Origin of the sequence: Halomonas caseinilytica (assembly GCF_001662285.1) — a bacterium.
Classification (GTDB): Bacteria; Pseudomonadota; Gammaproteobacteria; order Pseudomonadales; family Halomonadaceae; genus Halomonas; species Halomonas caseinilytica.
In genome coordinates this window covers 1-21,044 of sequence record NZ_BDEO01000007.1, presented here as the reverse complement: position 1 = coordinate 21,044, position 21,044 = coordinate 1, and the positions used below count along the sequence as shown (strand labels likewise).

The window sequence follows — 21,044 nt, the reverse complement described above, 5'->3', positions numbered from 1 at the left end:
CGTTCAGGAGAGAGCCGAATGACCGTAACCAGTCTGGGTGACGCATGACACAGTACAGCGCCAGTTCGATCGAGGTGCTTGCCGGGCTCGAGCCCGTGCGCAAGCGCCCCGGCATGTACACCGACACTTCCCGGCCCAACCATCTGATTCAGGAAGTCATCGACAACAGCGTCGACGAGGCACTGGGCGGCTATGCCAAGGCGATCGCCGTGCGCCTGTTCGAGGATGGTGGTGTCGAGGTCAGTGATGACGGGCGCGGTATGCCCATCGACATCCATCCCGAACACGGGGTTTCCGGGATAGAGCTGATCATGACCAAGCTGCATGCCGGCGGAAAGTTCTCGGCGTCCAGCTATCGCTTCTCCGGCGGGTTGCATGGTGTCGGGGTTTCGGTGGTCAATGCCTTGTCCCGTCGGCTCGAGGTGGAAGTGGTCAAGGACGGCAGCCGTTACCAGATGGCCTTCGAGCATGGCGAGCCGGCCTCCGAGCTGAAGGTGATCGGCTCTGCCGCCAAGCGCGCTACGGGCACGTTGGTTCGCTTCTGGCCCGAGGCGAGCTATTTCGACTCACCGAAACTGTCGTTGCCTCGGCTCAAGCACTTGCTGCGCGCCAAGGCGGTGCTCTGCCCGGGGCTGCAGGTGACACTCGTCGAGGCCGATGGCACCGAGAGCGTCTGGCAGTTCGAGGATGGCCTGCGCGATTATCTCGCCCAGGCCACCGATGGTTACGAGGTGCTGCCGGCTTCGCCCTTTGTGGGGCACTTCGCCGATGACGAGCAGGCGGTGGACTGGGCCATCCAGTGGCTCCCCGAGGGCGGCGAACCGCTGCTGGAGAGCTACGTCAACCTGATTCCCACGCCGCTGGGCGGCACGCACGTGAATGGCCTGCGAGCGGGCATGCTGGAGGCGTTGCGAGAATTCTGCGAATACCGCAGCCTGTTGCCGCGCGGGGTGAAGCTGACCGCCGAGGATCTCTGGGAACGGGTTTCCTATGTGCTCTCGGTGAAGATGCTGGAGCCACAGTTCGCCGGCCAGACGAAGGAGCGGTTGTCGTCGCGCACCGTGGCGGGCTTCGTTTCCGGGGTGGTCAAGGACGCTTTCTCGCTGTGGCTCAACCATCACGTCGACCAGGGCGAGGCGCTCGCCGAGCTGGTGATCAGTGCGGCCCAGCGGCGTCAGAAGAGTGCCAAGAAGGTGGCGCGCAAGAAGGTCACGTCCGGCCCGGCGCTGCCCGGCAAGCTGGCCGATTGCAGTGGCCAGGATCCGGCTAGCAGCGAGCTGTTCCTGGTCGAGGGCGACAGCGCCGGCGGCAGCGCCAAACAGGCCCGCCAGCGCGAAACCCAGGCGATCCTGCCGCTGCGTGGCAAGATCCTCAATACCTGGGAAGTCGAGGCCCACGACATCTACGGTTCCCAGGAGGTTCATGACATCGCCGTTGCCATCGGCATGGAGCCGGGCAGCGACGATCTTTCCAAGCTGCGCTATCACAAGATCTGCATCCTCGCCGATGCCGACTCCGACGGCCTGCATATCGCGACGTTGTTGTGCGCGCTTTTCGTGCGCCACTTCCCGGCGCTGGTCGATGCCGGTCATGTCTTCGTGGCGATGCCGCCGCTGTATCGCATCGACCTCGGCAAGGAAGTCTTCTACGCCCTGGACGAGAGCGAGAAGGCTGCCATCCTGCGTCGGCTCGAGGGCAAGCGCGGCACGCCCAATGTCCAGCGCTTCAAGGGGCTCGGCGAGATGAGCCCGCTGCAGCTTCGCGAGACCACCATGGCGGCCGAGACCCGACGGCTGGTGCAGCTGACCCGCGAGGTTGGCGACGGCACCCTGGAGATGATGGACATGCTACTGGCCAAGAAACGCGCCGCCGACCGCAAGAGCTGGCTGGAAGACTACGGCAACCTCGCGGAGATAGAGGTATGAGCTGGAAGCTCGAAGCCGGAAGCTGGAAGAAAACCCGCGATGGCCAGGGGTAATTTCCAGCTTCAAGCTTCCGGCTTACAGCTCATCACAGAGGTTGAAGAGGGCACTCTCCTCAAAGATCCCACGATCGTATAAAAAGGTCACCGTGCTATGACCATGGATATCCAGGTAGCGGAGGGCGACGTCGAGCGCCTGTCCCTTCGCGAGTATACCGAGAAGGCGTATCTCGATTATTCGATGTACGTCATCCTCGACCGGGCCTTGCCGCACATTGGTGACGGCATGAAACCGGTGCAGCGGCGCATCGTCTATGCCATGCGCGAGCTGGCGCTCAGCGCCAATGCCAAGTACAAGAAGTCGGCGCGTACCGTCGGTGATGTACTGGGCAAGTTCCACCCTCACGGCGACAGCGCCTGTTACGAGGCCATGGTGCTGATGGCGCAGTCCTTCAGCTATCGCTATCCACTGGTGGACGGCCAGGGCAACTGGGGCAGCCCCGACGATCCCAAGTCCTTCGCCGCCATGCGCTATACAGAGGCGCGGCTGTCGAAGTTCGCCGAGGTGCTGCTCAGCGAGCTTGGTCAGGGCACCGTCGACTGGGCGCCCAATTTCGACGGCACCATGAACGAGCCGGTGGTACTGCCCGCGCGCCTGCCGCATGTGCTGCTCAATGGCGGTACTGGCATTGCCGTGGGCATGGCGACCGATATCCCGCCGCACAACGTGGGTGAGGTCGTCGAGGCCACCTGTCACCTGCTTCGCCAGCCCGAGGCGACTACCGCCGAGTTGATGGCCTACCTGCCCGGGCCCGATTTCCCCTCTGCAGCCGAGATCATCACGCCGGCCTCCGACCTGCGCAAGATCTACGAGAGCGGCCGGGGCTCGGTGAAAGTGCGGGCCCGCTTCGAGCGGGAAGAGGGCAATGTAGTGATCACCGCCCTGCCTTACCAGGTGAGTGGTGCCAAGGTGCTGGAGCAGATCGCCGCCCAGATGCAGGCCAAGAAACTGCCGATGGTGGCCGACCTGCGTGACGAATCCACCCACGAGGAGCCGACGCGGCTGGTCATCGAGCCGCGCTCCAATCGGGTGGACATCGAGTCGTTGATGGCGCACCTGTTCGCCACCACCGACCTCGAGAAGAACATCCGCGTCAACATGAACGTGATCGGCCTGGACGGTCGTCCCCGGGTGCTGTCGCTGGCCGCCCTGCTCGGCGAATGGCTGGACTTCCGGCGCAGCACGGTGCGGCGACGTCTCGAGCATCGTCTCGGCAAGGTGGAGGACCGGCTGCACATCCTCGAGGGGTTGCTGACCGCCTATCTCAATATCGATGAGGTCATCCGCATCATCCGTGAAGAGGATGAACCCAAGCCCGCACTCATCGAGGCCTTCGGTCTGAGCGAGCGCCAGGCCGAGGCGATCCTCGAGCTGCGCCTGCGCCACCTGGCCAAGCTCGAGGAGATGAAGATCCGTGGCGAGCAGGACGAGCTGGAGGAAGAGCGCAAGCGTCTGAAGGAACTGCTCGGCAACGAGGCAGCCCTGACCGACCTCATCGAGCGTGAGTTGCGTGAAGCCGCCGAACAATATGGTGATCCGCGTCGTGCGCCGATGGTCGAGCGCGAGGAAGCCCGGGCGCTTTCCGAGGTGGAGCTCGTTGGTGCCGACCCTGTCACCGTCGTGCTCTCCGAGAAAGGCTGGATCCGCAGTGCCAAGGGCCACGATATCGATCCTGCCGGGCTTTCCTACAAGGCCGGCGACCGGTTCGCGTTGGCTGCCCGCGGGAAGACCAACCAGCCTCTGGTGCTGCTGGATGACACCGGTCGTGCCTACACGCTGAGCGCCCATAACCTGCCCAGTGCACGCAGTCAGGGCGAGCCGGTCACCGGCCGGGTCAATGTGGCGGCCGGTGCCCACATGGCCGGCGTGATGCTGGCACCGCCCGGGACGCGCTACCTGCTGGCCTCGGACGGTGGCTATGGCTTCATCGCGCCGCTCGAGGCGCTGACCGGCAAGAACAAGTCGGGCAAGGGCGTGCTGTCGGTGCCCAAGGGCTGCAATGTGCTGGCGCCGCTGATGGTCCCCGAAGGCGAGGGGGTCAGTGTGGCGGCGGTCTCCAATGAAGGGCGCCTGTTGGTCTTTCCCCTCGACCAGTTGCCCGAGATGGCCAAGGGCAAGGGCAACAAGATGATCGATATCCCCGGCGCCCGTGCCGCCCGTCGCGAGGAATTCCTGCGCGACCTGACCCTGCTGGGGCCCGGACAGGCCCTGGTGGTGCACGCCGGTAAACGCAAGCTCACGCTCCGGGCCAGCGACCTGGATTACTATCGGGGAGAGCGCGGTCGTCGTGGCAGCAAGTTGCCGCGAGGACTGCAGAAGGTCGACCGGCTTGAGGCGGAAGACGGAGGGTAGAAGTGGGAAGAAGAGAGGTGAGGTATAGTGGTTTCTGCCTTCTTCCAGGCGCGCAGCGCCGTTCTTCCTTCTTCCACCTAGGGTTAATATGACAAGACGAGTTTTGATTCGCGCGACCGGAAGCGCCCGCCCCGGCCAACTGGCGGGGCTGGGGCGAGCCTTGGCGAACAGCGGCGCTCGGCTGCTGGACATCAACCAGAGCGTCACCTTCGGCATCGTCTCCCTGGAGGCGTTGGTGGGGCTGGAGCGCGAGGCCGATCTCGAAGGCGCTTTGTCGGCGGCCGGAGACGAGCTGGGGCTGGATGTCCAGGCGATCCAGGTCAGTGCCGAGGATTATCACCGCTGGAGTCTGCAGGCCGGTCAGCCGCGCCTGATCATGACGCTGCTGGCGCCACATCTGCCGGCCGGGATTCTGGCCGAGGTCGGGGCACTGACCGCCGAGCAGGGGCTGACCGTCGAGTTGATCCATCGGTTATCCGGGCGCGAACCGCTGGATGGCGAGGTGCCGGAGCATGGCGCCTGCATCGAGTGCTGGCTGCGTGGCGACGACGTGGAGATCGAGACGCTGCGCGAAAAGGCCCTGGCGCTGGGGGCCGCCCATGGTATCGACATCGCTCTGCAGGAAGATTCCATCTGGCGTCGCCATCGTCGCCTGGTGTGCTTCGACATGGATTCGACCCTGATCCAGACCGAGGTCATCGATGAACTGGCGCGTCGTCATGGTGTCTTCGAGGAAGTCGCCGAGGTCACCGAACGTGCCATGCGCGGCGAACTGGACTTCCAGCAGAGCTTTCGCGAACGCATGGCCAAGTTGCGTGGCCTCGATGAGTCGGTGCTGGCCGAGATCGCCGAGCAACTACCCCTGATGGATGGCGTGGAACGCCTGATGCGCCATCTCAAGCGGCTTGGCTATCGTACCGCCATCCTGTCCGGCGGTTTCACCTATTTCGCCGAATATCTCCAGCAACGGCTCGGCTTCGACGAAGTGCATGCCAATGAGCTGGTGATTGAGAATGGCAAGGTGACCGGCGAGGTTCGTGAGCCCATCGTCGATGCGGAGCGCAAGGCGCAACTGCTGCACGAGATTGCCGAGCGGGAAGGACTGGCCATGGAGCAGACCATTGCCGTGGGCGATGGTGCCAACGATCTCAAGATGCTGGCCGCTGCCGGCCTGGGGATTGCCTTCCGCGCCAAGCCAGTGGTGCGGCAGCAGGCCAGGCAGAGCATCTCGACGCTCGGCCTCGATGGCGTGCTCTATCTGATCGGTTATCGGCAGGTGGATCTAGAGGAACGGGGGTGAGGGTATCGGCGTGAGTACGCAGTTATTGACCTGGCGCGACCGCTTCGAACGCATCCGCGCCAAGCAGGCATTCATCCCCCGTTAAATCAATGCTTTATGTTGTTTTTTTGTACGCAGCATAGGATGTTTGCGCTACGTATTATCAATAACTTGCGGGTCGTTTGTACGCAGAAATCAGCGGCCAGAGGGGTCGACTTGGGGCAGACTGAGATCGTAGACGTCAAGCATCCGCTCGCTGCGATGGCCGCTGGCTTCTTGCTTGTCGTGGCGGTTGCCCTGGGTGTCGGTGATACCGCGACGTTTGAGGTCGTGGAGCCCGAATTTTTCCTCTGACTTGATCACGCCAGCATCTACAGCTGCGGTCATCATCCGGAACCATGCGCTGTCGAGTCCATCACGGGTCAGTGCGTCACCGCCGGTGCCGATGAACAGTGGGCGGCGGCTCGGGTCGAACGGTACCGCGCGGCCCTTCTTCTTCCAGCGAGCGTTTCGCACTTCGATAGCTGCTTGCCAGGCTGTACGCAGGCGTTCGTTCCAGCGCACCAGATTGTCACGACTCCCCTTCCGGCGATTTGTGCGGATTCCTGCGTCCGTGGCGTGTGCGTCTGTCAGTGTTAGCACCTCGATCGCGCGTAGCCGGCAGAGATATGCAATTTCCATCAGCGCCCAGAGGTAGGGGGCTACGGCGCCGGATGCGGTGGTTGTGCCCTGGCTGCGCTGCTGGCAAAACTGGGTGACACGGGCGAGGATGTGGCGCTCCGGGAGGCGGTGGCGTTTTCGCTCGCGAGCGGCTTCGATCGTCCAGGCAGGATTGCTGGTGCAGTGGCCGCGGTTGATACCCCACCGGTAGATGCGTCGCAAGTAGGCCGCTGTATGGTTGGCCTTTGCCGGCGTGCCCTCTTCGGCGAGGCGGTCGACGAGCCGTTGGACGATGGCGGGGGTGATGCGGTAGCGATTCAGGTCGATGACCGCGATGCCTGCTCTCGTCTTCGTGCGCTCGAGAACCTGGTGAGCGTAGCGGTAGTTATTCTTCGTTGTGGCTGCCAGTCGGGTGAACTGCGCGCTTTCCTGGAATCGGTTTGAGAGCCAGCGGATGCTGTGTCGATCGCTGTCATGTAAATCCTGGGCGAGCTGATACAGCTCGGAGAGTGTGGCCCGGGACGTTGCAATGTTCTTGCGACGGCGGCGGTCGCCGTCTTGGTACAGTGTGTACCAGGCCCCGCGCCCCCGATGGTCATAGTAGATGCCGTCGGGGAGCTTGGTTTGGTCGATGTGCTTCGGAATGTGCGGGTTGTGGCCGCGCCGGCGGCCACGCTTGGCAGGTGGGCTCATAATATACTGGCGTCGTAGTCTTGGTCGTTTTGCGCCTGGGGTGTGAGGCCGCCGGCTTGGTTGATGAGGTCAATAGTGGTCCAGGGGCCGAGCCGCCCACGGAATACTTTGACCCCCTGCTCAACCAGGCAGCGTTCGATGTCGGCCGCTCGCTGGTAGCCGGTAACCTCGCGGAGATCATCACAGGATAGTACGTGCGAGCTACTCATCGTTTGGCACCTCGCGCTGGTTAATGCCAAGTTCGGAGTCGTAGGAATGCACGTCCTCGCCGCGATGGTTGAGATCCTTGGCGCCCTTAGAGATGAGCAGGGCGGCCACCACTGCGACAGAGATCACGCCTGCGGCGTAGCCGATAGCGAATGGAATCATGATGCCTCCCGTGTCTCGTCGTTGGCCGCCCGGCGGCAGGCTGCAAGGTGATCCACCCGATTCGCCCGGGCAATGGCAGCCATGGGCAACGGGCTGACGCTGTTGCCGCACATGCGGGTCTGAGCCGTGAGGGTGAAGCGCCGACCGTCGTGGCCACGGTCGATGATGTAGCTGTCGGGGAAGCCCTGGGCGCGGTAGAGCTCGCGCGGCTTGAGCATGCGCAGGGCGATGTCGACGATCACGTAGGGGGTGCCCTGGATCGTGACCGTGACCAGAGCCAGGCGGTCCCGTGTGGTGATGGTGTCGAGCGGTTCGCGCAGGTCGCGCGGCTGACCCTTTCCGTAGTAGTTGATCAGGAACGCCGCGACGCGCAGGGCGCCAGTTTCCTGGTCGGGCGTGAGTGATGACGCGAGGTTCGCCGTGACCAGCTGCTGCTGGGTACCGCGCCCTGTGATGGTGGAGAGCGGCTCGCGTGCGTCGCGGCCTGCGCCGTCGTAGAAACCGCCGTTCATCTGGGCCATGAAGGCGGTGACGAGGGCGTGTTTGCCGCCGCCGGCGACGACCGTGCCGAGGGGCTGGCGGATGTCCAGCGCCCGGGGCGACTGACCTGGTCGCTCGCCGTAGCCGGTTTGCACCAGGGTGGCACTGGCCAGGGCGAACGCGCCGCCCTTGGGCCAGGCGGTGACGGTGCGCAGCGGCTCGTCGATCGCGTGCACGGCGTCGGCGGTGCCGCCGTAGTTGGCGATCGGGACGATGAAGGGATCGCCGCTGTCGAGCACGAAGCGCTGGATGCCCTTGGCGATGCGGCGCAGGGTGTTGTCCGCCAGCGGGCGGGGACGGTCGAAGATCGAGCGGGAAGGGATCGACCAGTCGATACACTCGGCGGCTTGCCTGCAACGCTTTTGCCCACGCTTGGGGCGCTTGGCATGGGATGGCTTCTCCCATGCGATGGGCAACCCATCACAGCGAGCGACCAGGTAGAGACGTTCGCGAGTGGTCGGGGCGCCGTAGTTGCAGGCGGCCATGGTGCGCCACTGGACGGCATAGCCGAGACGGCGCAGGCCATCGACGAAGTGCCTCCAGTTGTGGCCACGCCGTCGGCGATCCGGAACGAGGTATTGCTTTTCGATTGGCACCTGCTCGCCTGGCTCGGCCACGCGATTCACCTTGCGACCGGTGCGGGGGCAAGTGACCTGGTCAATGGTCACCACCCGGCCGGTCTTCTTGCAGCGCTTGGCGACCAATGGGCTCCACTGCAGGATCTGCTCGACGTTCTCGAGGCTGATGATGCGCGGGCGGACAGTGCCCGCCCACTTGTGCACTACCCAACTGAGCGAGCGGATGGCGCGCTTGCGAGGCTGGCCGCCACGGGCCTGGCTGTGGTGGGTGCAGTCCGGGCTGGCGTGTAACCAGCCTACTGGCCTACCTCTGCAGGCGGCAACCGGGTCGACTTCGTAGACGTCGGAGAGGTAGTGCTCGGCCCCCGGGTGGTTGGCCTTGTGCATGCTGATTGCATCGGGATCATGGTTGATGGCGATGTGCACCGGGCGATCGAGGCCCATCTCCAGGCCGGTCGAGGCACCGCCACCACCGGCGAACAGATCGACGTTGATCTCGCCCTCGAAATCCAGGGCGAACTGGGTGCGCCAGGCGAGATCGGCGGGAGGGTTGGTGGTCATTCAACTGCCTCCACTTCCGTGTCGTGCCATGCGGCAGAGAGGTGCACTGGCCATTCCGCTTCTGGCGCACCTTTCTTGGAAAGCCGTTCCCGGGTTATACGGATAGCGGCGCCTTCAGCCTCGTCTTTCGAGGCGGCCTCAACGAAACCGATGGTGAGACTCCAGCGACGCTCTATCCTCAGCACTGCATATGCCCATCGGCTCATGCCCTCACCTCCCTGGTCTTCCTCGGCCTGCTCGGCTAGGTGACGGAACTGGGCATTGATGTCGCTGGCCACTAGTAGCAGGTGGTGGGCTGCTGCCCATTCTTTGCGCTCGCTCAACTCCTCGTGAGCTCGGCGTAATGCTTTCTCTGCCACGTTCGCTTCCCGGCGGGCGAGGGAAGCTTCTTTGGTGCGCTTCAGAACGGCCTTGGCTTCGACGGCATATTCCGGTGTCACCTGGCCGGAATGGGCTAGGGAGTGCAGCACTCCTTGGCAGCAGGTCAATTCGCGCACTAGGTCGGCCTGGTGCGCGGCCAGCTGGTCGCGCTCGACGTCGCCCTCGACGAGTCGGGCGCTGAGCTGAGCGGTCTGGATCTCGGCCTCGGCGAGCTGTTCCTCCAGCGTTTCGATTCGCTCTGCGGCAAGCCAGGCGGGCGTCTCGTGGAGCGGCGTCTCGCCGCATGACCGGGCGTGCTGGATGTGGGCCAGGTCGCGGAGTTGGTTGGGGGTGATGGTGTTCATCCCTCACCTCCCTGCCGGTAGGCGTCAAGTGCCTTGAGCAGCCCGTCCTGACGGCCGTAAGCCTTCATGTTCTTGCGGATGTCCTGCGGTGACATCCAGAGGAAATCGACATCGCCGTGGCCGTAGTCGATCTCCAAGCGAGCGGCTTCTGCGCCGCGAAAAGCGCGGCGCGGGTTGAACTCGACGAAGCGGAAGCTGGGCAGGAAGGGGCCTTGGTCGGTGACGTGCTGTGTGATGCTCATGCTTCACCTCCCTGACCCTCGGCATCTGGCGCAGCCGGGATGCGGCCGGCCTGGAAGGCGTTGACGGCTGGGCATTCAGGGCTGTGGTGCTGGCCCGGCACTGAGCCGCACGCCTGGCAGCCCTGTGCCTGCCGCTCGGCGGCGCGGTCGAGGCGCTCGATCTCGGCGAGGATCAGGGCGCCGGCCTTGACTAGATTGCGGCGTGAGTCAGGGCTGGGTTTCCACCACTTGCCGTGCCAGCCCTCGGGCCATGACGTTGGGCGGAAGTTTTTGCCAACAGGCATACGACCATCTGCCTGCCAGGCAGACCAATTGGCGTAGGTTGAGGCAGCAGCGGCCAGCTCCCCGTTGACGTACTCATCATCCCGCTCGCGGCTGAATCCCTCGGTGGATAGCTGTCGCATGCGCTCGTGATAGACATCGACATAGGAGTCGCCGTAGGGGCTGGACGGGCCGGCGAAGGTCGAGTCGGCGCACAGCAGCAGCTGGGCGAACACCGTCTTGGCGCGGACGGCAACGCTGAAGATGTCGTCTTCGTTCTCGTTGCGGTGAATCTCGGTGAAGCCGGTTGGGTGCTCGAAGCTGAGCCCGGCGATGTAGGCCAGGGGATCGTTGGCATAGGCGTCGACGTCCTCCGCATTGTCGAGTGCCGGATCGATGGGTGGCTCGACGGTCTCGATGTTGACCTCGAAGCCGAAGGGTTCGAGCACGTCCTTGAGCGGGCGTTCCTCGAACAGTGGATGGTCGAGTAGCTGGTGATTGTGCATGTGGTGTGCTCCCGTGCGTGGTGGTCAGCCCCGCCGGCGTGGTGGGCAGCGGCGGGGCGGTTGGTGGTTACTGGGTGCTAACGCGGATGGGGTCAGCTTCGATCGACAGCGGTTGGTCCGCGACGAAGAAGTTGAGTCCCTGGATCTCGATGTAGGCGTCCGTCGCGGCGTCGAAGAAGAAATAGCTGTTGCAGCCGCCGCCGGCGTAGACCCCGTCCAGGGCTGGTGCCTGGACGACGAAGTCTCCATAGCCCTGTCCCCATTCGCCGTGAACCAGGCGGTCGGGTGGGGTGAGGAAGGTGCAGGCCGAGATAGGGCGCGTCTGGGCGACGTAGTAGCCGAGCTGCTGGCCGTTATTGCCCATCAGGTAGACGTAGAAGGTGGAGTCGGGGTTATCCATCCGCTTCATCCACTCGACCACGGCTTCGCGAGTCTGGAAGTTGGTGGGCTGCGGCGTGGGGTGCTTACGCACCGCGCGTTGCATGATGGTCTCTTGCTCCTGGGCGCCCTGGTCCCGGGTGCTGGATTGGCCGTCCTTGCAGCCGGCGAGGGTGAAGGTGGCGAGGGCGATGATAAGGGCGGGTTTCAGTAGGCGCATTGGGTGTGCTCCTGATCGGTATCGAGTTCGCGGGGAAGGTCCTCGCCCAGGAAGCGGGCCCGGGTGTAGGCCTTGCGAGCGTCGGCGTTGTAGTTCCGGATCGCGCGATTTCGTTGGGCCTCGAGGCCGGCGATGTTGGCGCGAATCCGCTCGGCCTCATCACCGGCGGCGCTCTCCATAGCGCGGCGCTGTGCAGCCAGGGCGTCTTCATGCCCCTGGACGGCGGCGCACAGGTCATAGAAGTGCTCGTAGTTGGTGATGCGTGAGCCGGCGGATTCGATCTGTTCCTCGGCGCTGACGACACCGCGAACCTCGGCGGTGTAGTAGCGGTACGCCAGGGTGCCGGCGATGAGCAGTGCCACCAGGGCCAGCGCGGCGGTGATGTAGAGGATGATTCTGGCCTTGGCCATATCGGTTCCCTCGGTTGGGTGGTGGCCCGCTGGCCGGCCAGGCCAGCGGGGCGGTCAGTGGTCAAGGATTCCTTGACGACTCGGCTCAGTTTTTCTTCGCGAAGCTGCCGAGCAGCAGGGTGGCGTGATCGCCGAGATGGTCGCCGAGCACTGCTTTGAACTCCTTGGCGATTTCTTCCTGGATGCCCTCGAGGCCGGTGATGCGCAGTTTGAGACGCGGCGGCTTGCCCTCTTCGGTGAGGATCGACACGCGCAGGTCAAACGTGCGCAGGCGCAGCCCCTCATAGGGCAGGCAGGCAAAGCGGATGAACGCCGGGGTGTCCTCGCCGGCGCGGGCGTCGAGTGCGTCAAGACCGGAGCTTTGGGTGTTCCAGTCGCCTTCTTCGTGGGTGCGTTCGCTGGTGGCCTTGACCTCGATGCGGCGGACCATAGTCGCCAGTTCCTTGACGGTCAGCTCTTCGCCTGAGGTGCTTTCGCCGGTGATGTGGGCGTGCCAGTCCTCGATCCAGTGGGCGAGTTCTTTCTGGCCAAAGGCGCGCTCGTGGGCCTGCAGGCAGGCGGTATAAGGCGCGGTGCGCTGCAGTTGCAGGCGGGCACGGTGTTCGCCGTGTCCGGGGGCGCCGGCCTCGCCCAGGTCGAAAAACGCCGTCGCCTCCATGTCGTCGGTGTCGACGAACACGCGGGCGGTGGCTTCGTCGTTGACGTAAGCGGCGTAGTCCTCGATCGAGCTGGTCGAGTAGGTGCCCCTGAATCGGCTGGGGTTCTCTTGGTAACGCTCCAGGGACTCCAGCGAGTAACCGGCGGGCACGAGCATGGTCGGCGCGTCGGTGCCCGGGTTGCCGATCTGGCCGGCGTGGGCGAGGGCGATGAGCTTTTCGAGTGCTTGAGCTTCCATGATGATTCCTATGTGGTGTGCGGGTGGGTTACGTGGTGAGTGAGCGGGCGCTTACGCGCCCTGGGCGAAATCGAACTTGCCCTGTTCCTCGGGGAACAGGCTCAGCGTGCCGCCGCGACCGACATAGAGCGGGGTAGAGGTGGTGTTCTCCTCGCTCTTCTTGCCCTTGGCCGTGGGCTGGGTATAGGTCAGCTTGTGGTCGCAGTTGACCTGGCGGCTGTCGGCGATCCGTTTCAGCGAGAGCTTGATCGTCACGTCGCCGGCTTTGCCGTGCTGGACGACGCCGGCGGCGACGTCAGTCAGGGCGCGGCCCAGCTTCTCGCGGAATACGCCGGCGTCGAGGTCATCGAGCAGGGCGTTGATGTCGGTGGTGGGTTGGTCTGCCATGGTGTGCGTCCTCTCTTGCGTGGTGGTGGTTAGCCCGTTGGGCCGGTCATTCCCCGGCGGTTGCCGGACGGGAATCGGTGGTCGGTACTGCATCGATTAGGCGGTCGCGCAAGCGCCGGTCGCTGTCCGATGTGGTGATCATGACCTCACGTCGAGCAGCCGCCTGGCGGGCCTGGTGCTCGATGTAGGCGGCCAGCTGGTAGAGGCAGATGAATCGCTGCGTCTTGTGGCTGGCGTCGAGCGTGACCACGGGCAGTGGGATCTCGCCCTTGCGCAGCGCACGCCAGAACGTCGAAGCATTGCGGTTGCGGAAATAGCGTTGCCGCACGGCCTCGATGGGAATCAGCACGTCGCCGAACTCGCGATAGAGCAGGGCGACGGTGCTGACCGGCTCGGCGTCGTCGAGCCAGGCCGGCATGCTCGTCGACTCAGGCCTGCGCATCGTTGGCGGCCTCTCGCTCGGTGACGACATCGCGACCCAGGCGGTTGGCGATGTAGAGCAGTCCACGGTCGGTCACGAATGTTTTGCCGTAGGGCTTGGGTTGACCTAGGCCAACGTGCTTGAAGGTGCGCAGCTCGACAATCAGACGGCCGGCGCTTGTGTGCTGCCGGGTGCCAAGGTTGTGGCTGTCGAGCATGCCCATCTCGCGCAGCTCGCGGCACAGGGTGGTGCGACCGGTGCCGAGCAGGGCGGCGGCTTGTTTGAGGGTGTAGCGGGTCATTCGATGTCCTCCCATGTCGGGGTCACGGTCTCGATGACATTCAGGCGTTGGAGCCAGGCATCGCTGTAGTCCATCACCTGCATCCCATCCCCATCGCGGACGATGGCCTGGGGCTGGTCGGTCTGTGCGGCGAGATACACCGCCTCAGCGATAGCAGCGGCTGGATCTGTAAATCGGGTCATAGGTCACCTCGCCAGCAGCTCCTGCAGGTGGACGATGATGAGCCCGAGGCGCTGCAGGGCATCACCATCGGCCAGGCGCGCCCGAGGCGGCAGATAGACGAACTCGCGATAGATGGTGTGGTAGGTGCCATCCTCACGTCGGGCGTCGGAGAACACCGCCACGTTGAATTCGTGGGTATTGCCGTAGTACATGGCGACCACGTGGTGGTCGGTCTGCAGACTGACGTCGAGCGCGAGGTCCTGGATGCGAGCGATGGCTGCCCGGTGGGCGCTGGTCAGGCCTGAATCCTGCAGGGCGCTGGTGACGCCGGACGTTATGGGCGTGCCGAGGGCCGTCATGCTCATGCCGCACCCCCCATGACTCGGTCGTCGAGCCTGTCGGCGAGCAGCGGATAGAGGTCGCGAGCGCTCCAGCGATGGAAGCGGCAGACGAGGAAGTCGCCCTCGGTGATGCTGGCCTGGGCAACATCCTTGCCGGTGCCGGCCGGATCGGCGCGCTCGACGTGGACCGTGATCGGTGCGAGGAAGCCGGCGAACTGTTGCTTGCCGCCGACCTTGAGCAGACGACGCAGGGCGCGCTCCTGGGATGTGGTCATCATGCGGCACCTCCCGGCTGAGACAGTCGGGTGTGCTGGGACTTGGGGATTAGCTGGACTTTCCTGCCGGTGTCGTCGATGACGGCTTTACGGCCGGTGACGTGCTCGATGGCACGCAGGGAGATGGGTCCGAAGACCGCAGCCGGGTGCAGGTACACCCGGCAGGGGGTGGTGGTCGTGGTGTGCATTGTCGAGCTCCGTGGTGGGCGGATACGACAATGATGGTTGACCACCTAAAGGTGTTTGTCAACCTCTAAGGTGTGACACCTTGGGGTGGCTAAAGAATCTTGACCTGGTAACGCGCTTTCCCGACAACCTGCCAGTCCCCGTCAATGCGCGTATAGCGGGGATGCCATTCCTCATTGACGGCGCACAGGTAGTATTCGCCCTCCTCGTAGACGATCTTTTTGAATGTCCCTGTGGGATTTCCTGTCGCTGTGTCGATGCGTCGGGCGAAAACATAGTCTCCGCTAACCCAATCAAGACCCGGATCAATGACGATCCGGTCTCCAGACTTAAATTCCGGCTCCATGCTGACGCCTTCGAGTCGCAGCACGAAGGCTTTTTCGCTGCATGGGCCTGGAGCTGGGACGAATTCATCAATTTCAGCGTCGGCAATGTTGTCGATAAGTTTCCCTGCCGTCGTCATGCCCACGACTGGCAGCAAATGCTGGATGTCGCCCAGGACGCAGGCGTTTTGTTGGTTATCCCCATATTCCTTGGTCTGTTCTGCAACACCCGCTAGGTGGCGAGGGTCATCGAGGAAGTGGGGTGGAAGGTTCATGTGCGTTTCGATATGGCGGGCCATCCGCTCTCCGATGTTCTTCGAGGGATTGGCCCCGGCGAAGCTGCTCACTTGGCTTTCGCTGCGCTCGATGATCGAGGACAGCTCGCGCAAGTTGAGGTGCCGCTCTGCCATGATCGAGCGGAGGATCTGGTATCGGGTCGAATGGATGTCCATATCCTGATTATCCCGCCTACCACCTCATAGGTGAATAACCTTAAAGGTGTTGCAAAAACCACCTTGAGGTGTAATGCTGGAGGCACACATCGCAGAGAGGATGCAGTCGTGCTGCTGCGTGAATACCTGAAATCCTTGGATGAGAACGAGCTGGAGGCCTATGCCCAGCGAGCAGGGACGTCAGCAAAGTACCTGCGAAGCCACGTCATGGGGGCCACTCGCGGGGCCAGCCTGAAATTCATGCGGGCTCTCGCCAATGCCAGTGATGGACAGGTGAGCCTGATTGACGTGCTGGTCCATTACGGTGTTCCAAGGGATGAGTTGAAAGAACAGGCCGCCTAAGCGGCGGCCTGCAGGTGCCGGGGATCTGCCCACCACAGACGTCTCCCCGGCGGGTGCAGAGAGGTTATGCCCACCACAGGCTCTCTCTGCGTGTGCGCACACCACATGTGGCACGCTTTGCATGGTAACCCATCAGCAGGCGTGGCGCATGGCAACGATACGGGAGTAACGCCATGTCGAAACGCTGGCCCTCGTCGGTAGACCGCGCCCAGCGCGAGGTGCTACCGCTCAACCTGTCTCTCTATCATGCCGCGCGGGAGTATCCCGGCGGCGCCAAGGCCATCGCGGCTATCTATGGCCTGAACGCCACCACCCTGCAGCATCGGCTGAGCCCCACCCACGAGCCTCACCGCATCGACCTCGACTCCCTCGAGGCGGTGCTGGGCGCCACCCATGATGATCGCATCCTGGATTCCATCGGCGAGCTCGCCGGCGGGGCGATATGGATGCGCCCCGATGACTGCCATGCCGAGTCGTCTTTCGACCTGATCCAGTTGATCAGCGTGCTGCACGACCAGCTGGGCGAGATGCTCGGCAGCGTGTGCGAGACGACCCGCGACGGGATCGTCGACGACCGTGAGCGCGCCGAGCTGCGCATGCGTGCCCGCCGGCTGATGCAGGCGGTGCTGGCCCTGGAGGTCGCAGCGGTCAACGTGGGGGATGAATACGATGGATAAAGCCGATATTGCCCAGGACTACATTGATTGGCGGATGGACCAGGCGCTAGCTGCCCGCCAAGCGGCAGCCGCCCAGGCTGCCACGCAGCAAGGCCCGACCGAATGCGAAGACTGCGGCGAGGAAATTCCCGCCGCCCGTCGTGAATGGCTGCCGGGCGTGGCGACGTGCGTGGCCTGCCAGACCATCAGGGAGGGGCGTCGATGAGCCAGCATGACCCCCTGACGTATGATGAGCTGCGCCTGGCCCTGCAGTACATCCCTGCCGACGATCGCAAGACCTGGGTCAACGTGGGTAACGCCTGCAAGACGGAATACGGCGACGACGCTTTCGCGGCCTGGGACGAGTGGAGTCAGCAGGCAGCGAGCTACAAGGCGGCGGATGCCAAGAGCGTATGGCGCAGCCTGACGCCCGGCCATGTGCCCCTGGGTACCATCATCAAGCTCGCGCAGGCCGGTGGTTGGCAGCGTGAGCGCCGCGAGATGAGCGCCGAGGATCGCCGGCGGCTCAAGGCCGAAGCCGAGGAGCGGCGCCGCCGGGTAGCCGCCCAGGTGGAGGCTGACCAGGCCAAGCTCGAACGCATGCAGCAAGCGGTCGCCGGGGCGTGCCAGCGGGTCCTCGAGCAGCATCTGTCCCCGCAAGGTCGTTCGCCGTATCTGGACAGCAAGGGCGTGGGCGCCTATGGCGTAATGTTCCCCCGGCGCTCGGTGCTGATCAGCATCGACAGCCAGCGCGAGCGCGCCGATCTGTGGGTCGGCCCCGAAGTGCGGGAGTGGTTCCGCGAGTTGCCCAAGCCCCGGCCGGACCACCTGCATATGTTTCAGCTGCGCCCGGGCGATCTGGTGGTGCCGCTGCGCGGTCAGGACGGCACGCTGTGGGCACTGCAGACGATCAACCGGCATGGTACCAAGCTGTTCCCGAAATTCGGGCGCAAGGCGGGGTGCTGCCACCTGATCGGCAGCGACCAGGTGTCGCCAGAGATCGTGGCGGTAGTCGAGGGATATGCAACCGGGGCCAGCGTGCATGAGATGACGGGGTGGCCGGTGGCCGTGGCGCTGGATGTGGGCAACATGGCCCGCGTGGCGCCGCCCCTGATGACGATGTACCCGCGCTCGCGGTTGATCCTGTGTGGCGATGACGACCCCGACACCGAGGGTAACCCCGGCCGCACCAAGACGCAGGAACTGGCTGCTGAACTGGGCTGTGCCGCTGCCATCCCGAGCATGGAGGCGGCCTGATGGATTGGAACGACCTGCACCAGGCTGTTGGGGCCGATGAGGGGCGCCGGCAGCTTTATGCCGCCCTCGAGGCAGCCAACGATGGCACTCTCCCCCCGTCCCCCTCTGGTTGGGAGCCGCCGACCCCGGCGGCTCCTGCAGCCTCGGGGGACGCGGGGGAGGGTCCAGAATGGACCGACGTCACGCTGCATCAGCGGTTCGCACTGCTCGAGGGCGAAAAGAAGGTGTTCGACCTGGTGCGCCGCAAGATCATCAACTGGGGGGCGTTCGAGGCGCTGGTCACCAAGGCCAAGGCCCGCGACTGGCTCGATCGTGCCGACAAGAAGCTGATCGATGCCGAAGAGGCGCGTCACCAGGTCGCCGAGGTGAAGCTCGCCCATAAGCTCAAGGGCGAGCGGGGCGCCATCGGCATGTCGCCGACCGAGCGTTACGTCTACCTCGACGGTACCCAGGACATATGGGATCGGCAGCTCAAGCAACGGTTGCCGGCCCGGGCCGTGCAGTTGGCCCTGGGCGATGCCTGGTCCCTATGGGTCAATTCCCCGGACCGCCGGCAGGTACCGCACGACCGGCTGGTGTTCGACCCGACGATGACGCTGGACCCGAGCGAGTACATCAATACATTCGAGGGGCTGCCGCTGGAGCCGATCGACGATCCGGAGCGCTGTAAGTGCATCCGCTTCCTGATCGACTGGCTGTGCCATTTCGACAAGGATGCCATGCACTGGCTGACCTGCTGGCTGGCGTATCCGCTGCAGCACATGGGCGCCAAGCTCGACACGGCGGTGCTGGCCCACTCGACGATCGAAGGGTCGGGCAAGTCGTTGCTGCTCTCGGACATCATGGGCGAGATTTACGGTGCCTATGGGGCCACGGTCGGTCAGACGCAGCTGGAGTCCAACTGGAACCAGTGGCAGGAGAGCAAGCTGTGGGGTGTATTCGAGGAGGTCGTCAGCCGCGACCAGCGCTACAACCAGGTCGGCAAGATCAAGCACATGATCACCGGCAAGACGATGCGCGTCGAGGCGAAGTTCGTGAACGGCTGGGAGCAGGCCAACTATATGAACGCGGCCTTTCTCTCGAATGAGATCATGCCCTGGCCGATCAGCGAGCACGACCGGCGAATGCTGGTCATCTGGCCCGAGAAGACGTTGCCCCAGGAGGCCAGCAAGGCGCTGGCCCGTGAGCTGGCCAACGGCGGTATCAATGCGTTCTATCATTACTTGCTGCACTACGACACCGGGGACTTCGACGAGCGCACCCGGCCGCCGAGGACGAAGGCGCGCGAACGGCTGGTGGCGTTGAGCCGCTCGGCCTGGGAGAATTTCCTGGTGGCGTGGCGCGAAGGTCTCCTCGGCGTGCCGTATACGATAGCCCGCACCCAGGACGTGCATGACCTGTTCCTCGAGTGGTGCAGCAAGAACCGCGAACACGCCATGAGCGAGACGAAATTCTCCCTGTTCATCAGCACCCAGGTACCGAAATCGGAACGGCAGCTATGGTGGTATGACATGGAAGAGCGACGAAAACGCTCGATGTTCTTCCTCCCGAACCCTCCTGACGATCTGGATCTCAGCGACGGGCGAGCGCTGGGCAAGGCGGTGAAGCGGTTCCGTGATGCGGCCCATGAGGCGGACTGGAACCCGCTGGGCTGGGACAAGTGCAAGGGCTGGGTGAAGCCCATGGGTGGCTCACCGTCGGATGACTGGAATGTCTAGGGTGTCTAGCCACAGGATAGGGTGAATTCCCAAGGGGTAGACAATGCAATTCCATGATATCAAAGGGAATATTTGCCCCTGTCTAGGGTGTCTAGGGTTTCTCGCGCCCGCGCGCGCCTACGTGCGCAACCTGTAAAGGTTATCCACACCCTGCTGAAAAATTACTCTCACGCACGAAAGAACCCTATCAACCCTAGACACCCTAGACACAAGAGAATAACTAACTGAGTTATATGAAGTTTTTAGTGTCTAGGGTGAGGATAGGGTAAGCCGTTTTCTGTCTAGGGTCGGATTTCCGACCTGCAGGCCGCCCACCAGGCCTGACCACCACCACGAAAGGAGCACACCACATGATTGCGAAAATGGACGAGTTGCTGAAGCACTGGGCCGACCAGCATCGAGGGCAGGGCATGCGCCAGTGCTCGCCGATCGGCAAGTTGGTGGAGTTCGGTGGCATCCCGCCCCGATCCAGTGGGCCGAAGGGTAGCCGTGACCCGCTCAACCTGGGAGAGATGGACGAACTGGCGTGGCAGATCGAGCAGGCCCTCCAGCAGCTCGATGATCGCCACCAAGTGCTGGCTCACGAGCACTACCGCTGGAACGGGTACAGCGACGAGAAGGCGCGGCGGCTGGGCCTCCCTCGGCAGACCTACTATGACCGTCTCCAGGCGTTGCATGTGGCCCTGCAGGACGTATTGGCCGAGAAGCTGGGGAAAGTTCGGCGTGTATGATGATGATGTATTTCGGCAGATTGCCGGGACATTCCGGTGATATTGCGGGGTTGGCATTACCGACCGCTTGTTGCCACCGGAATCGACGCCCACCATATAGCTACCGTCAGATAGTTGCGCCTGATCGGTGAATCGATACGAAGACGACAGAAGCCCCGGCCCTCGAGCCGGGGTTTTTCGTTGGCGCCTCTGACGCACCGAGTTACTCCCGCCGTGGTGGGCGGCGCCGGCTCCGGCCGGCACTTATCTGGAGGTGTTGCATGGGCTGGGTCACTGAGGTTGCGGCGGTACCGAAAGCGGCACCGCAGGCGCATACCGTGATGATCAGTGCTGGCCATAGTGACACCGATCCCGGTGCCGTTGCCCATGGCGTGACCGAGGCGGAGATCGTCCTGGAGTTCCGCGACCTGCTGAGCCAGGCGCTGGCCCGCCAGGGCATCCGGCACCTCACCGATGGCGATGCCGGCGACAACCTGCCGTTGCGCGAGGCGGCCAAGATCGCCGCCGGTGCCGACATTGCCATCGAGTTCCACTGCAATGCCGCGACCCCGGTGGCCACCGGTACCGAGACGCTGTCGCGTCGCTCGGCTTATCCGCTGGCAGGCCGTCTCTGTGAGGTAACGGCTGCGGTTCTCGGCATTGCCAGCCGTGGCACGAAGCCGGAGGACGCCGGCCAGCACCACCGACTGGCCTTCGTCAGCGATGGTGGCGGCATCATCCACGAGCTGTTCTTTCTCACCAATGCCGGCGATCTCCAGCAGTACATGCTGCATCGCGAGGTGTTGGCTGACCGGCTGGCTCGGGTCATCGCCGAGCACGCTCGAGACGATAAGGGATAACC

At 63.9% G+C, this 21,044-nt stretch carries 27 protein-coding genes; 10 read left to right on the top strand and 17 right to left on the bottom strand.

From position 1 onward, the window contains the following. The first annotated feature begins 44 nt into the window (after window positions 1-44). From parE to serB, 3 genes are all read left to right on the top strand, one after another. On the top strand, window positions 45-1,925 hold the full coding sequence (parE, locus tag HSDC_RS07840) for a DNA topoisomerase IV subunit B (RefSeq protein ID WP_064699396.1): 1,881 nt from the start codon (window positions 45-47) through the stop codon (window positions 1,923-1,925). A 150-nt stretch (window positions 1,926-2,075) separates the two neighbouring features. After that, the gene (gene parC / locus HSDC_RS07835; protein WP_064699395.1) at window positions 2,076-4,334 is read left to right on the top strand and encodes a DNA topoisomerase IV subunit A; all 2,259 of its coding nucleotides are present in this window, start codon (window positions 2,076-2,078) and stop codon (window positions 4,332-4,334) included. An 88-nt stretch (window positions 4,335-4,422) separates the two neighbouring features. Next, complete coding sequence (serB, locus tag HSDC_RS07830; RefSeq protein ID WP_064699394.1) at window positions 4,423-5,634, top strand: phosphoserine phosphatase SerB; 1,212 nt, start codon at window positions 4,423-4,425, stop codon at window positions 5,632-5,634. Window positions 5,635-5,808: 174 nt separating this feature from the next. On the opposite strand, the gene HSDC_RS07825 is transcribed toward serB, so the two are convergent. From HSDC_RS07825 to HSDC_RS07745, 17 genes are all read right to left on the bottom strand, one after another. After that, a complete protein-coding gene (locus HSDC_RS07825) occupies window positions 5,809-6,966 on the bottom strand; it encodes a site-specific integrase (RefSeq protein ID WP_064699393.1) in 1,158 nt (385 codons plus the stop codon). Between the two features lie 201 nt (window positions 6,967-7,167). After that, window positions 7,168-7,335 (bottom strand): hypothetical protein, encoded by a 168-nt coding sequence (locus tag HSDC_RS16855; protein ID WP_170862763.1) that lies wholly within the window; start codon window positions 7,333-7,335, stop codon window positions 7,168-7,170. Beyond that, window positions 7,332-9,014, bottom strand: a complete 1,683-nt coding sequence (locus HSDC_RS07815) for a DNA cytosine methyltransferase (RefSeq protein WP_064699391.1) — start codon at window positions 9,012-9,014, stop codon at window positions 7,332-7,334. The genes HSDC_RS16855 and HSDC_RS07815 overlap by 4 nt, the downstream gene beginning before the upstream one ends. Beyond that, window positions 9,011-9,739, bottom strand: coding sequence for a hypothetical protein (locus HSDC_RS07810; protein ID WP_064699390.1), 729 nt, complete (start codon window positions 9,737-9,739; stop codon window positions 9,011-9,013). The genes HSDC_RS07815 and HSDC_RS07810 overlap by 4 nt, the downstream gene beginning before the upstream one ends. Further along, window positions 9,736-9,981, bottom strand: a complete 246-nt coding sequence (locus tag HSDC_RS07805; protein ID WP_064699389.1) for a hypothetical protein — start codon at window positions 9,979-9,981, stop codon at window positions 9,736-9,738. Before HSDC_RS07805 ends, HSDC_RS07810 begins: the two co-directional genes overlap by 4 nt. Continuing rightward, a complete protein-coding gene (locus HSDC_RS16850; RefSeq protein WP_064699388.1) occupies window positions 9,978-10,748 on the bottom strand; it encodes a hypothetical protein in 771 nt (256 codons plus the stop codon). Before HSDC_RS16850 ends, HSDC_RS07805 begins: the two co-directional genes overlap by 4 nt. Window positions 10,749-10,815: 67 nt before the next feature. Further along, window positions 10,816-11,346, bottom strand: a complete 531-nt coding sequence (locus tag HSDC_RS07795) for a hypothetical protein (protein WP_064699387.1) — start codon at window positions 11,344-11,346, stop codon at window positions 10,816-10,818. Next, window positions 11,334-11,756 carry a hypothetical protein gene (locus tag HSDC_RS07790; protein WP_064699386.1) on the bottom strand — a complete coding sequence of 141 codons (423 nt, stop codon included), beginning with the start codon at window positions 11,754-11,756 and terminating at the stop codon, window positions 11,334-11,336. Before HSDC_RS07790 ends, HSDC_RS07795 begins: the two co-directional genes overlap by 13 nt. A gap of 85 nt (window positions 11,757-11,841) precedes the next feature. Then, window positions 11,842-12,651, bottom strand: a complete 810-nt coding sequence (locus tag HSDC_RS07785; RefSeq protein ID WP_064699385.1) for a DUF2303 family protein — start codon at window positions 12,649-12,651, stop codon at window positions 11,842-11,844. Between the two features lie 51 nt (window positions 12,652-12,702). Further along, window positions 12,703-13,038, bottom strand: coding sequence for a YfdP family phage-associated protein (locus HSDC_RS07780; RefSeq protein ID WP_064699384.1), 336 nt, complete (start codon window positions 13,036-13,038; stop codon window positions 12,703-12,705). A gap of 46 nt (window positions 13,039-13,084) precedes the next feature. Then, window positions 13,085-13,456, bottom strand: a complete 372-nt coding sequence (locus HSDC_RS07775; protein ID WP_064699383.1) for a pyocin activator PrtN family protein — start codon at window positions 13,454-13,456, stop codon at window positions 13,085-13,087. 10 nt (window positions 13,457-13,466) lie between these two features. Then, window positions 13,467-13,760: a phage antirepressor KilAC domain-containing protein gene (locus HSDC_RS07770; protein WP_064699382.1), complete on the bottom strand. Its 294-nt coding sequence runs from the start codon at window positions 13,758-13,760 to the stop codon at window positions 13,467-13,469. Further along, entirely contained in the window at window positions 13,757-13,942 is a 186-nt protein-coding gene (locus HSDC_RS07765) for a hypothetical protein (RefSeq protein WP_064699381.1), read from the bottom strand. The genes HSDC_RS07770 and HSDC_RS07765 overlap by 4 nt, the downstream gene beginning before the upstream one ends. A 3-nt stretch (window positions 13,943-13,945) precedes the next feature. Beyond that, window positions 13,946-14,287, bottom strand: a complete 342-nt coding sequence (locus HSDC_RS07760; RefSeq protein ID WP_137055242.1) for a hypothetical protein — start codon at window positions 14,285-14,287, stop codon at window positions 13,946-13,948. Continuing rightward, on the bottom strand, window positions 14,284-14,541 hold the full coding sequence (locus HSDC_RS07755; protein WP_013333952.1) for a hypothetical protein: 258 nt from the start codon (window positions 14,539-14,541) through the stop codon (window positions 14,284-14,286). The genes HSDC_RS07760 and HSDC_RS07755 overlap by 4 nt, the downstream gene beginning before the upstream one ends. Then, the gene (locus tag HSDC_RS16845; RefSeq protein WP_064699379.1) at window positions 14,538-14,726 is read right to left on the bottom strand and encodes a hypothetical protein; all 189 of its coding nucleotides are present in this window, start codon (window positions 14,724-14,726) and stop codon (window positions 14,538-14,540) included. Before HSDC_RS16845 ends, HSDC_RS07755 begins: the two co-directional genes overlap by 4 nt. Before the next feature lie 89 nt (window positions 14,727-14,815). Then, window positions 14,816-15,499, bottom strand: a complete 684-nt coding sequence (locus HSDC_RS07745) for a S24 family peptidase (RefSeq protein ID WP_064699378.1) — start codon at window positions 15,497-15,499, stop codon at window positions 14,816-14,818. A gap of 108 nt (window positions 15,500-15,607) precedes the next feature. On the opposite strand from HSDC_RS07745, the gene HSDC_RS07740 reads away from it, so the two are divergent. From HSDC_RS07740 to HSDC_RS07710, 7 genes are all read left to right on the top strand, one after another. Then, window positions 15,608-15,841, top strand: coding sequence for a hypothetical protein (locus tag HSDC_RS07740; protein ID WP_064699377.1), 234 nt, complete (start codon window positions 15,608-15,610; stop codon window positions 15,839-15,841). Window positions 15,842-16,014: 173 nt separating this feature from the next. After that, window positions 16,015-16,518, top strand: coding sequence for a phage regulatory CII family protein (locus HSDC_RS07735; protein WP_064699376.1), 504 nt, complete (start codon window positions 16,015-16,017; stop codon window positions 16,516-16,518). Next, entirely contained in the window at window positions 16,511-16,723 is a 213-nt protein-coding gene (locus HSDC_RS07730; RefSeq protein ID WP_064699375.1) for a TraR/DksA C4-type zinc finger protein, read from the top strand. The genes HSDC_RS07735 and HSDC_RS07730 overlap by 8 nt, the downstream gene beginning before the upstream one ends. Beyond that, a complete protein-coding gene (locus HSDC_RS07725) occupies window positions 16,720-17,754 on the top strand; it encodes a PriCT-2 domain-containing protein (protein ID WP_064699374.1) in 1,035 nt (344 codons plus the stop codon). Before HSDC_RS07730 ends, HSDC_RS07725 begins: the two co-directional genes overlap by 4 nt. Then, window positions 17,754-19,472, top strand: a complete 1,719-nt coding sequence (locus tag HSDC_RS07720) for a primase-helicase family protein (RefSeq protein ID WP_064699373.1) — start codon at window positions 17,754-17,756, stop codon at window positions 19,470-19,472. Before HSDC_RS07725 ends, HSDC_RS07720 begins: the two co-directional genes overlap by 1 nt. A gap of 350 nt (window positions 19,473-19,822) precedes the next feature. Next, complete coding sequence (locus HSDC_RS07715; RefSeq protein WP_064699372.1) at window positions 19,823-20,203, top strand: hypothetical protein; 381 nt, start codon at window positions 19,823-19,825, stop codon at window positions 20,201-20,203. 260 nt (window positions 20,204-20,463) lie between these two features. Continuing rightward, a complete protein-coding gene (locus HSDC_RS07710; protein ID WP_064699371.1) occupies window positions 20,464-21,042 on the top strand; it encodes an N-acetylmuramoyl-L-alanine amidase in 579 nt (192 codons plus the stop codon). The last annotated feature ends 2 nt before the right edge of the window (window positions 21,043-21,044 follow it).

Excerpts from the sequence above, each read along its gene's own strand:
- HSDC_RS07770 (WP_064699382.1), bottom strand. The coding sequence starts at position 13,760 with ATGACCCGCTACACCCTCAAACAAGCCGCCGCCCTGCTCGGCACCGGT.
- HSDC_RS07775 (WP_064699383.1), bottom strand. The coding sequence starts at position 13,456 with ATGCCGGCCTGGCTCGACGACGCCGAGCCGGTCAGCACCGTCGCCCTG.
- HSDC_RS16855 (WP_170862763.1), bottom strand. The coding sequence starts at position 7,335 with ATGATTCCATTCGCTATCGGCTACGCCGCAGGCGTGATCTCTGTCGCA.
- parE (WP_064699396.1), top strand. The coding sequence starts at position 45 with ATGACACAGTACAGCGCCAGTTCGATCGAGGTGCTTGCCGGGCTCGAG.
- HSDC_RS07725 (WP_064699374.1), top strand. The coding sequence starts at position 16,720 with ATGAGCCAGCATGACCCCCTGACGTATGATGAGCTGCGCCTGGCCCTG.
- HSDC_RS07815 (WP_064699391.1), bottom strand. The coding sequence starts at position 9,014 with ATGACCACCAACCCTCCCGCCGATCTCGCCTGGCGCACCCAGTTCGCC.
- HSDC_RS07760 (WP_137055242.1), bottom strand. The coding sequence starts at position 14,287 with ATGAGCATGACGGCCCTCGGCACGCCCATAACGTCCGGCGTCACCAGC.
- HSDC_RS07785 (WP_064699385.1), bottom strand. The coding sequence starts at position 12,651 with ATGGAAGCTCAAGCACTCGAAAAGCTCATCGCCCTCGCCCACGCCGGC.
- HSDC_RS07825 (WP_064699393.1), bottom strand. The coding sequence starts at position 6,966 with ATGAGCCCACCTGCCAAGCGTGGCCGCCGGCGCGGCCACAACCCGCAC.
- HSDC_RS07790 (WP_064699386.1), bottom strand. The coding sequence starts at position 11,756 with ATGGCCAAGGCCAGAATCATCCTCTACATCACCGCCGCGCTGGCCCTG.
- HSDC_RS07715 (WP_064699372.1), top strand. The coding sequence starts at position 19,823 with ATGATTGCGAAAATGGACGAGTTGCTGAAGCACTGGGCCGACCAGCAT.
- parC (WP_064699395.1), top strand. The coding sequence starts at position 2,076 with ATGACCATGGATATCCAGGTAGCGGAGGGCGACGTCGAGCGCCTGTCC.
- HSDC_RS07720 (WP_064699373.1), top strand. The coding sequence starts at position 17,754 with ATGGATTGGAACGACCTGCACCAGGCTGTTGGGGCCGATGAGGGGCGC.
- HSDC_RS07710 (WP_064699371.1), top strand. The coding sequence starts at position 20,464 with ATGGGCTGGGTCACTGAGGTTGCGGCGGTACCGAAAGCGGCACCGCAG.
- HSDC_RS07735 (WP_064699376.1), top strand. The coding sequence starts at position 16,015 with ATGTCGAAACGCTGGCCCTCGTCGGTAGACCGCGCCCAGCGCGAGGTG.
- HSDC_RS07745 (WP_064699378.1), bottom strand. The coding sequence starts at position 15,499 with ATGGACATCCATTCGACCCGATACCAGATCCTCCGCTCGATCATGGCA.
- HSDC_RS07810 (WP_064699390.1), bottom strand. The coding sequence starts at position 9,739 with ATGAACACCATCACCCCCAACCAACTCCGCGACCTGGCCCACATCCAG.
- HSDC_RS07780 (WP_064699384.1), bottom strand. The coding sequence starts at position 13,038 with ATGGCAGACCAACCCACCACCGACATCAACGCCCTGCTCGATGACCTC.
- HSDC_RS07755 (WP_013333952.1), bottom strand. The coding sequence starts at position 14,541 with ATGATGACCACATCCCAGGAGCGCGCCCTGCGTCGTCTGCTCAAGGTC.
- HSDC_RS07730 (WP_064699375.1), top strand. The coding sequence starts at position 16,511 with ATGGATAAAGCCGATATTGCCCAGGACTACATTGATTGGCGGATGGAC.
- HSDC_RS07795 (WP_064699387.1), bottom strand. The coding sequence starts at position 11,346 with ATGCGCCTACTGAAACCCGCCCTTATCATCGCCCTCGCCACCTTCACC.
- HSDC_RS07805 (WP_064699389.1), bottom strand. The coding sequence starts at position 9,981 with ATGAGCATCACACAGCACGTCACCGACCAAGGCCCCTTCCTGCCCAGC.
- HSDC_RS16850 (WP_064699388.1), bottom strand. The coding sequence starts at position 10,748 with ATGCACAATCACCAGCTACTCGACCATCCACTGTTCGAGGAACGCCCG.
- HSDC_RS07765 (WP_064699381.1), bottom strand. The coding sequence starts at position 13,942 with ATGACCCGATTTACAGATCCAGCCGCTGCTATCGCTGAGGCGGTGTAT.
- serB (WP_064699394.1), top strand. The coding sequence starts at position 4,423 with ATGACAAGACGAGTTTTGATTCGCGCGACCGGAAGCGCCCGCCCCGGC.
- HSDC_RS16845 (WP_064699379.1), bottom strand. The coding sequence starts at position 14,726 with ATGCACACCACGACCACCACCCCCTGCCGGGTGTACCTGCACCCGGCT.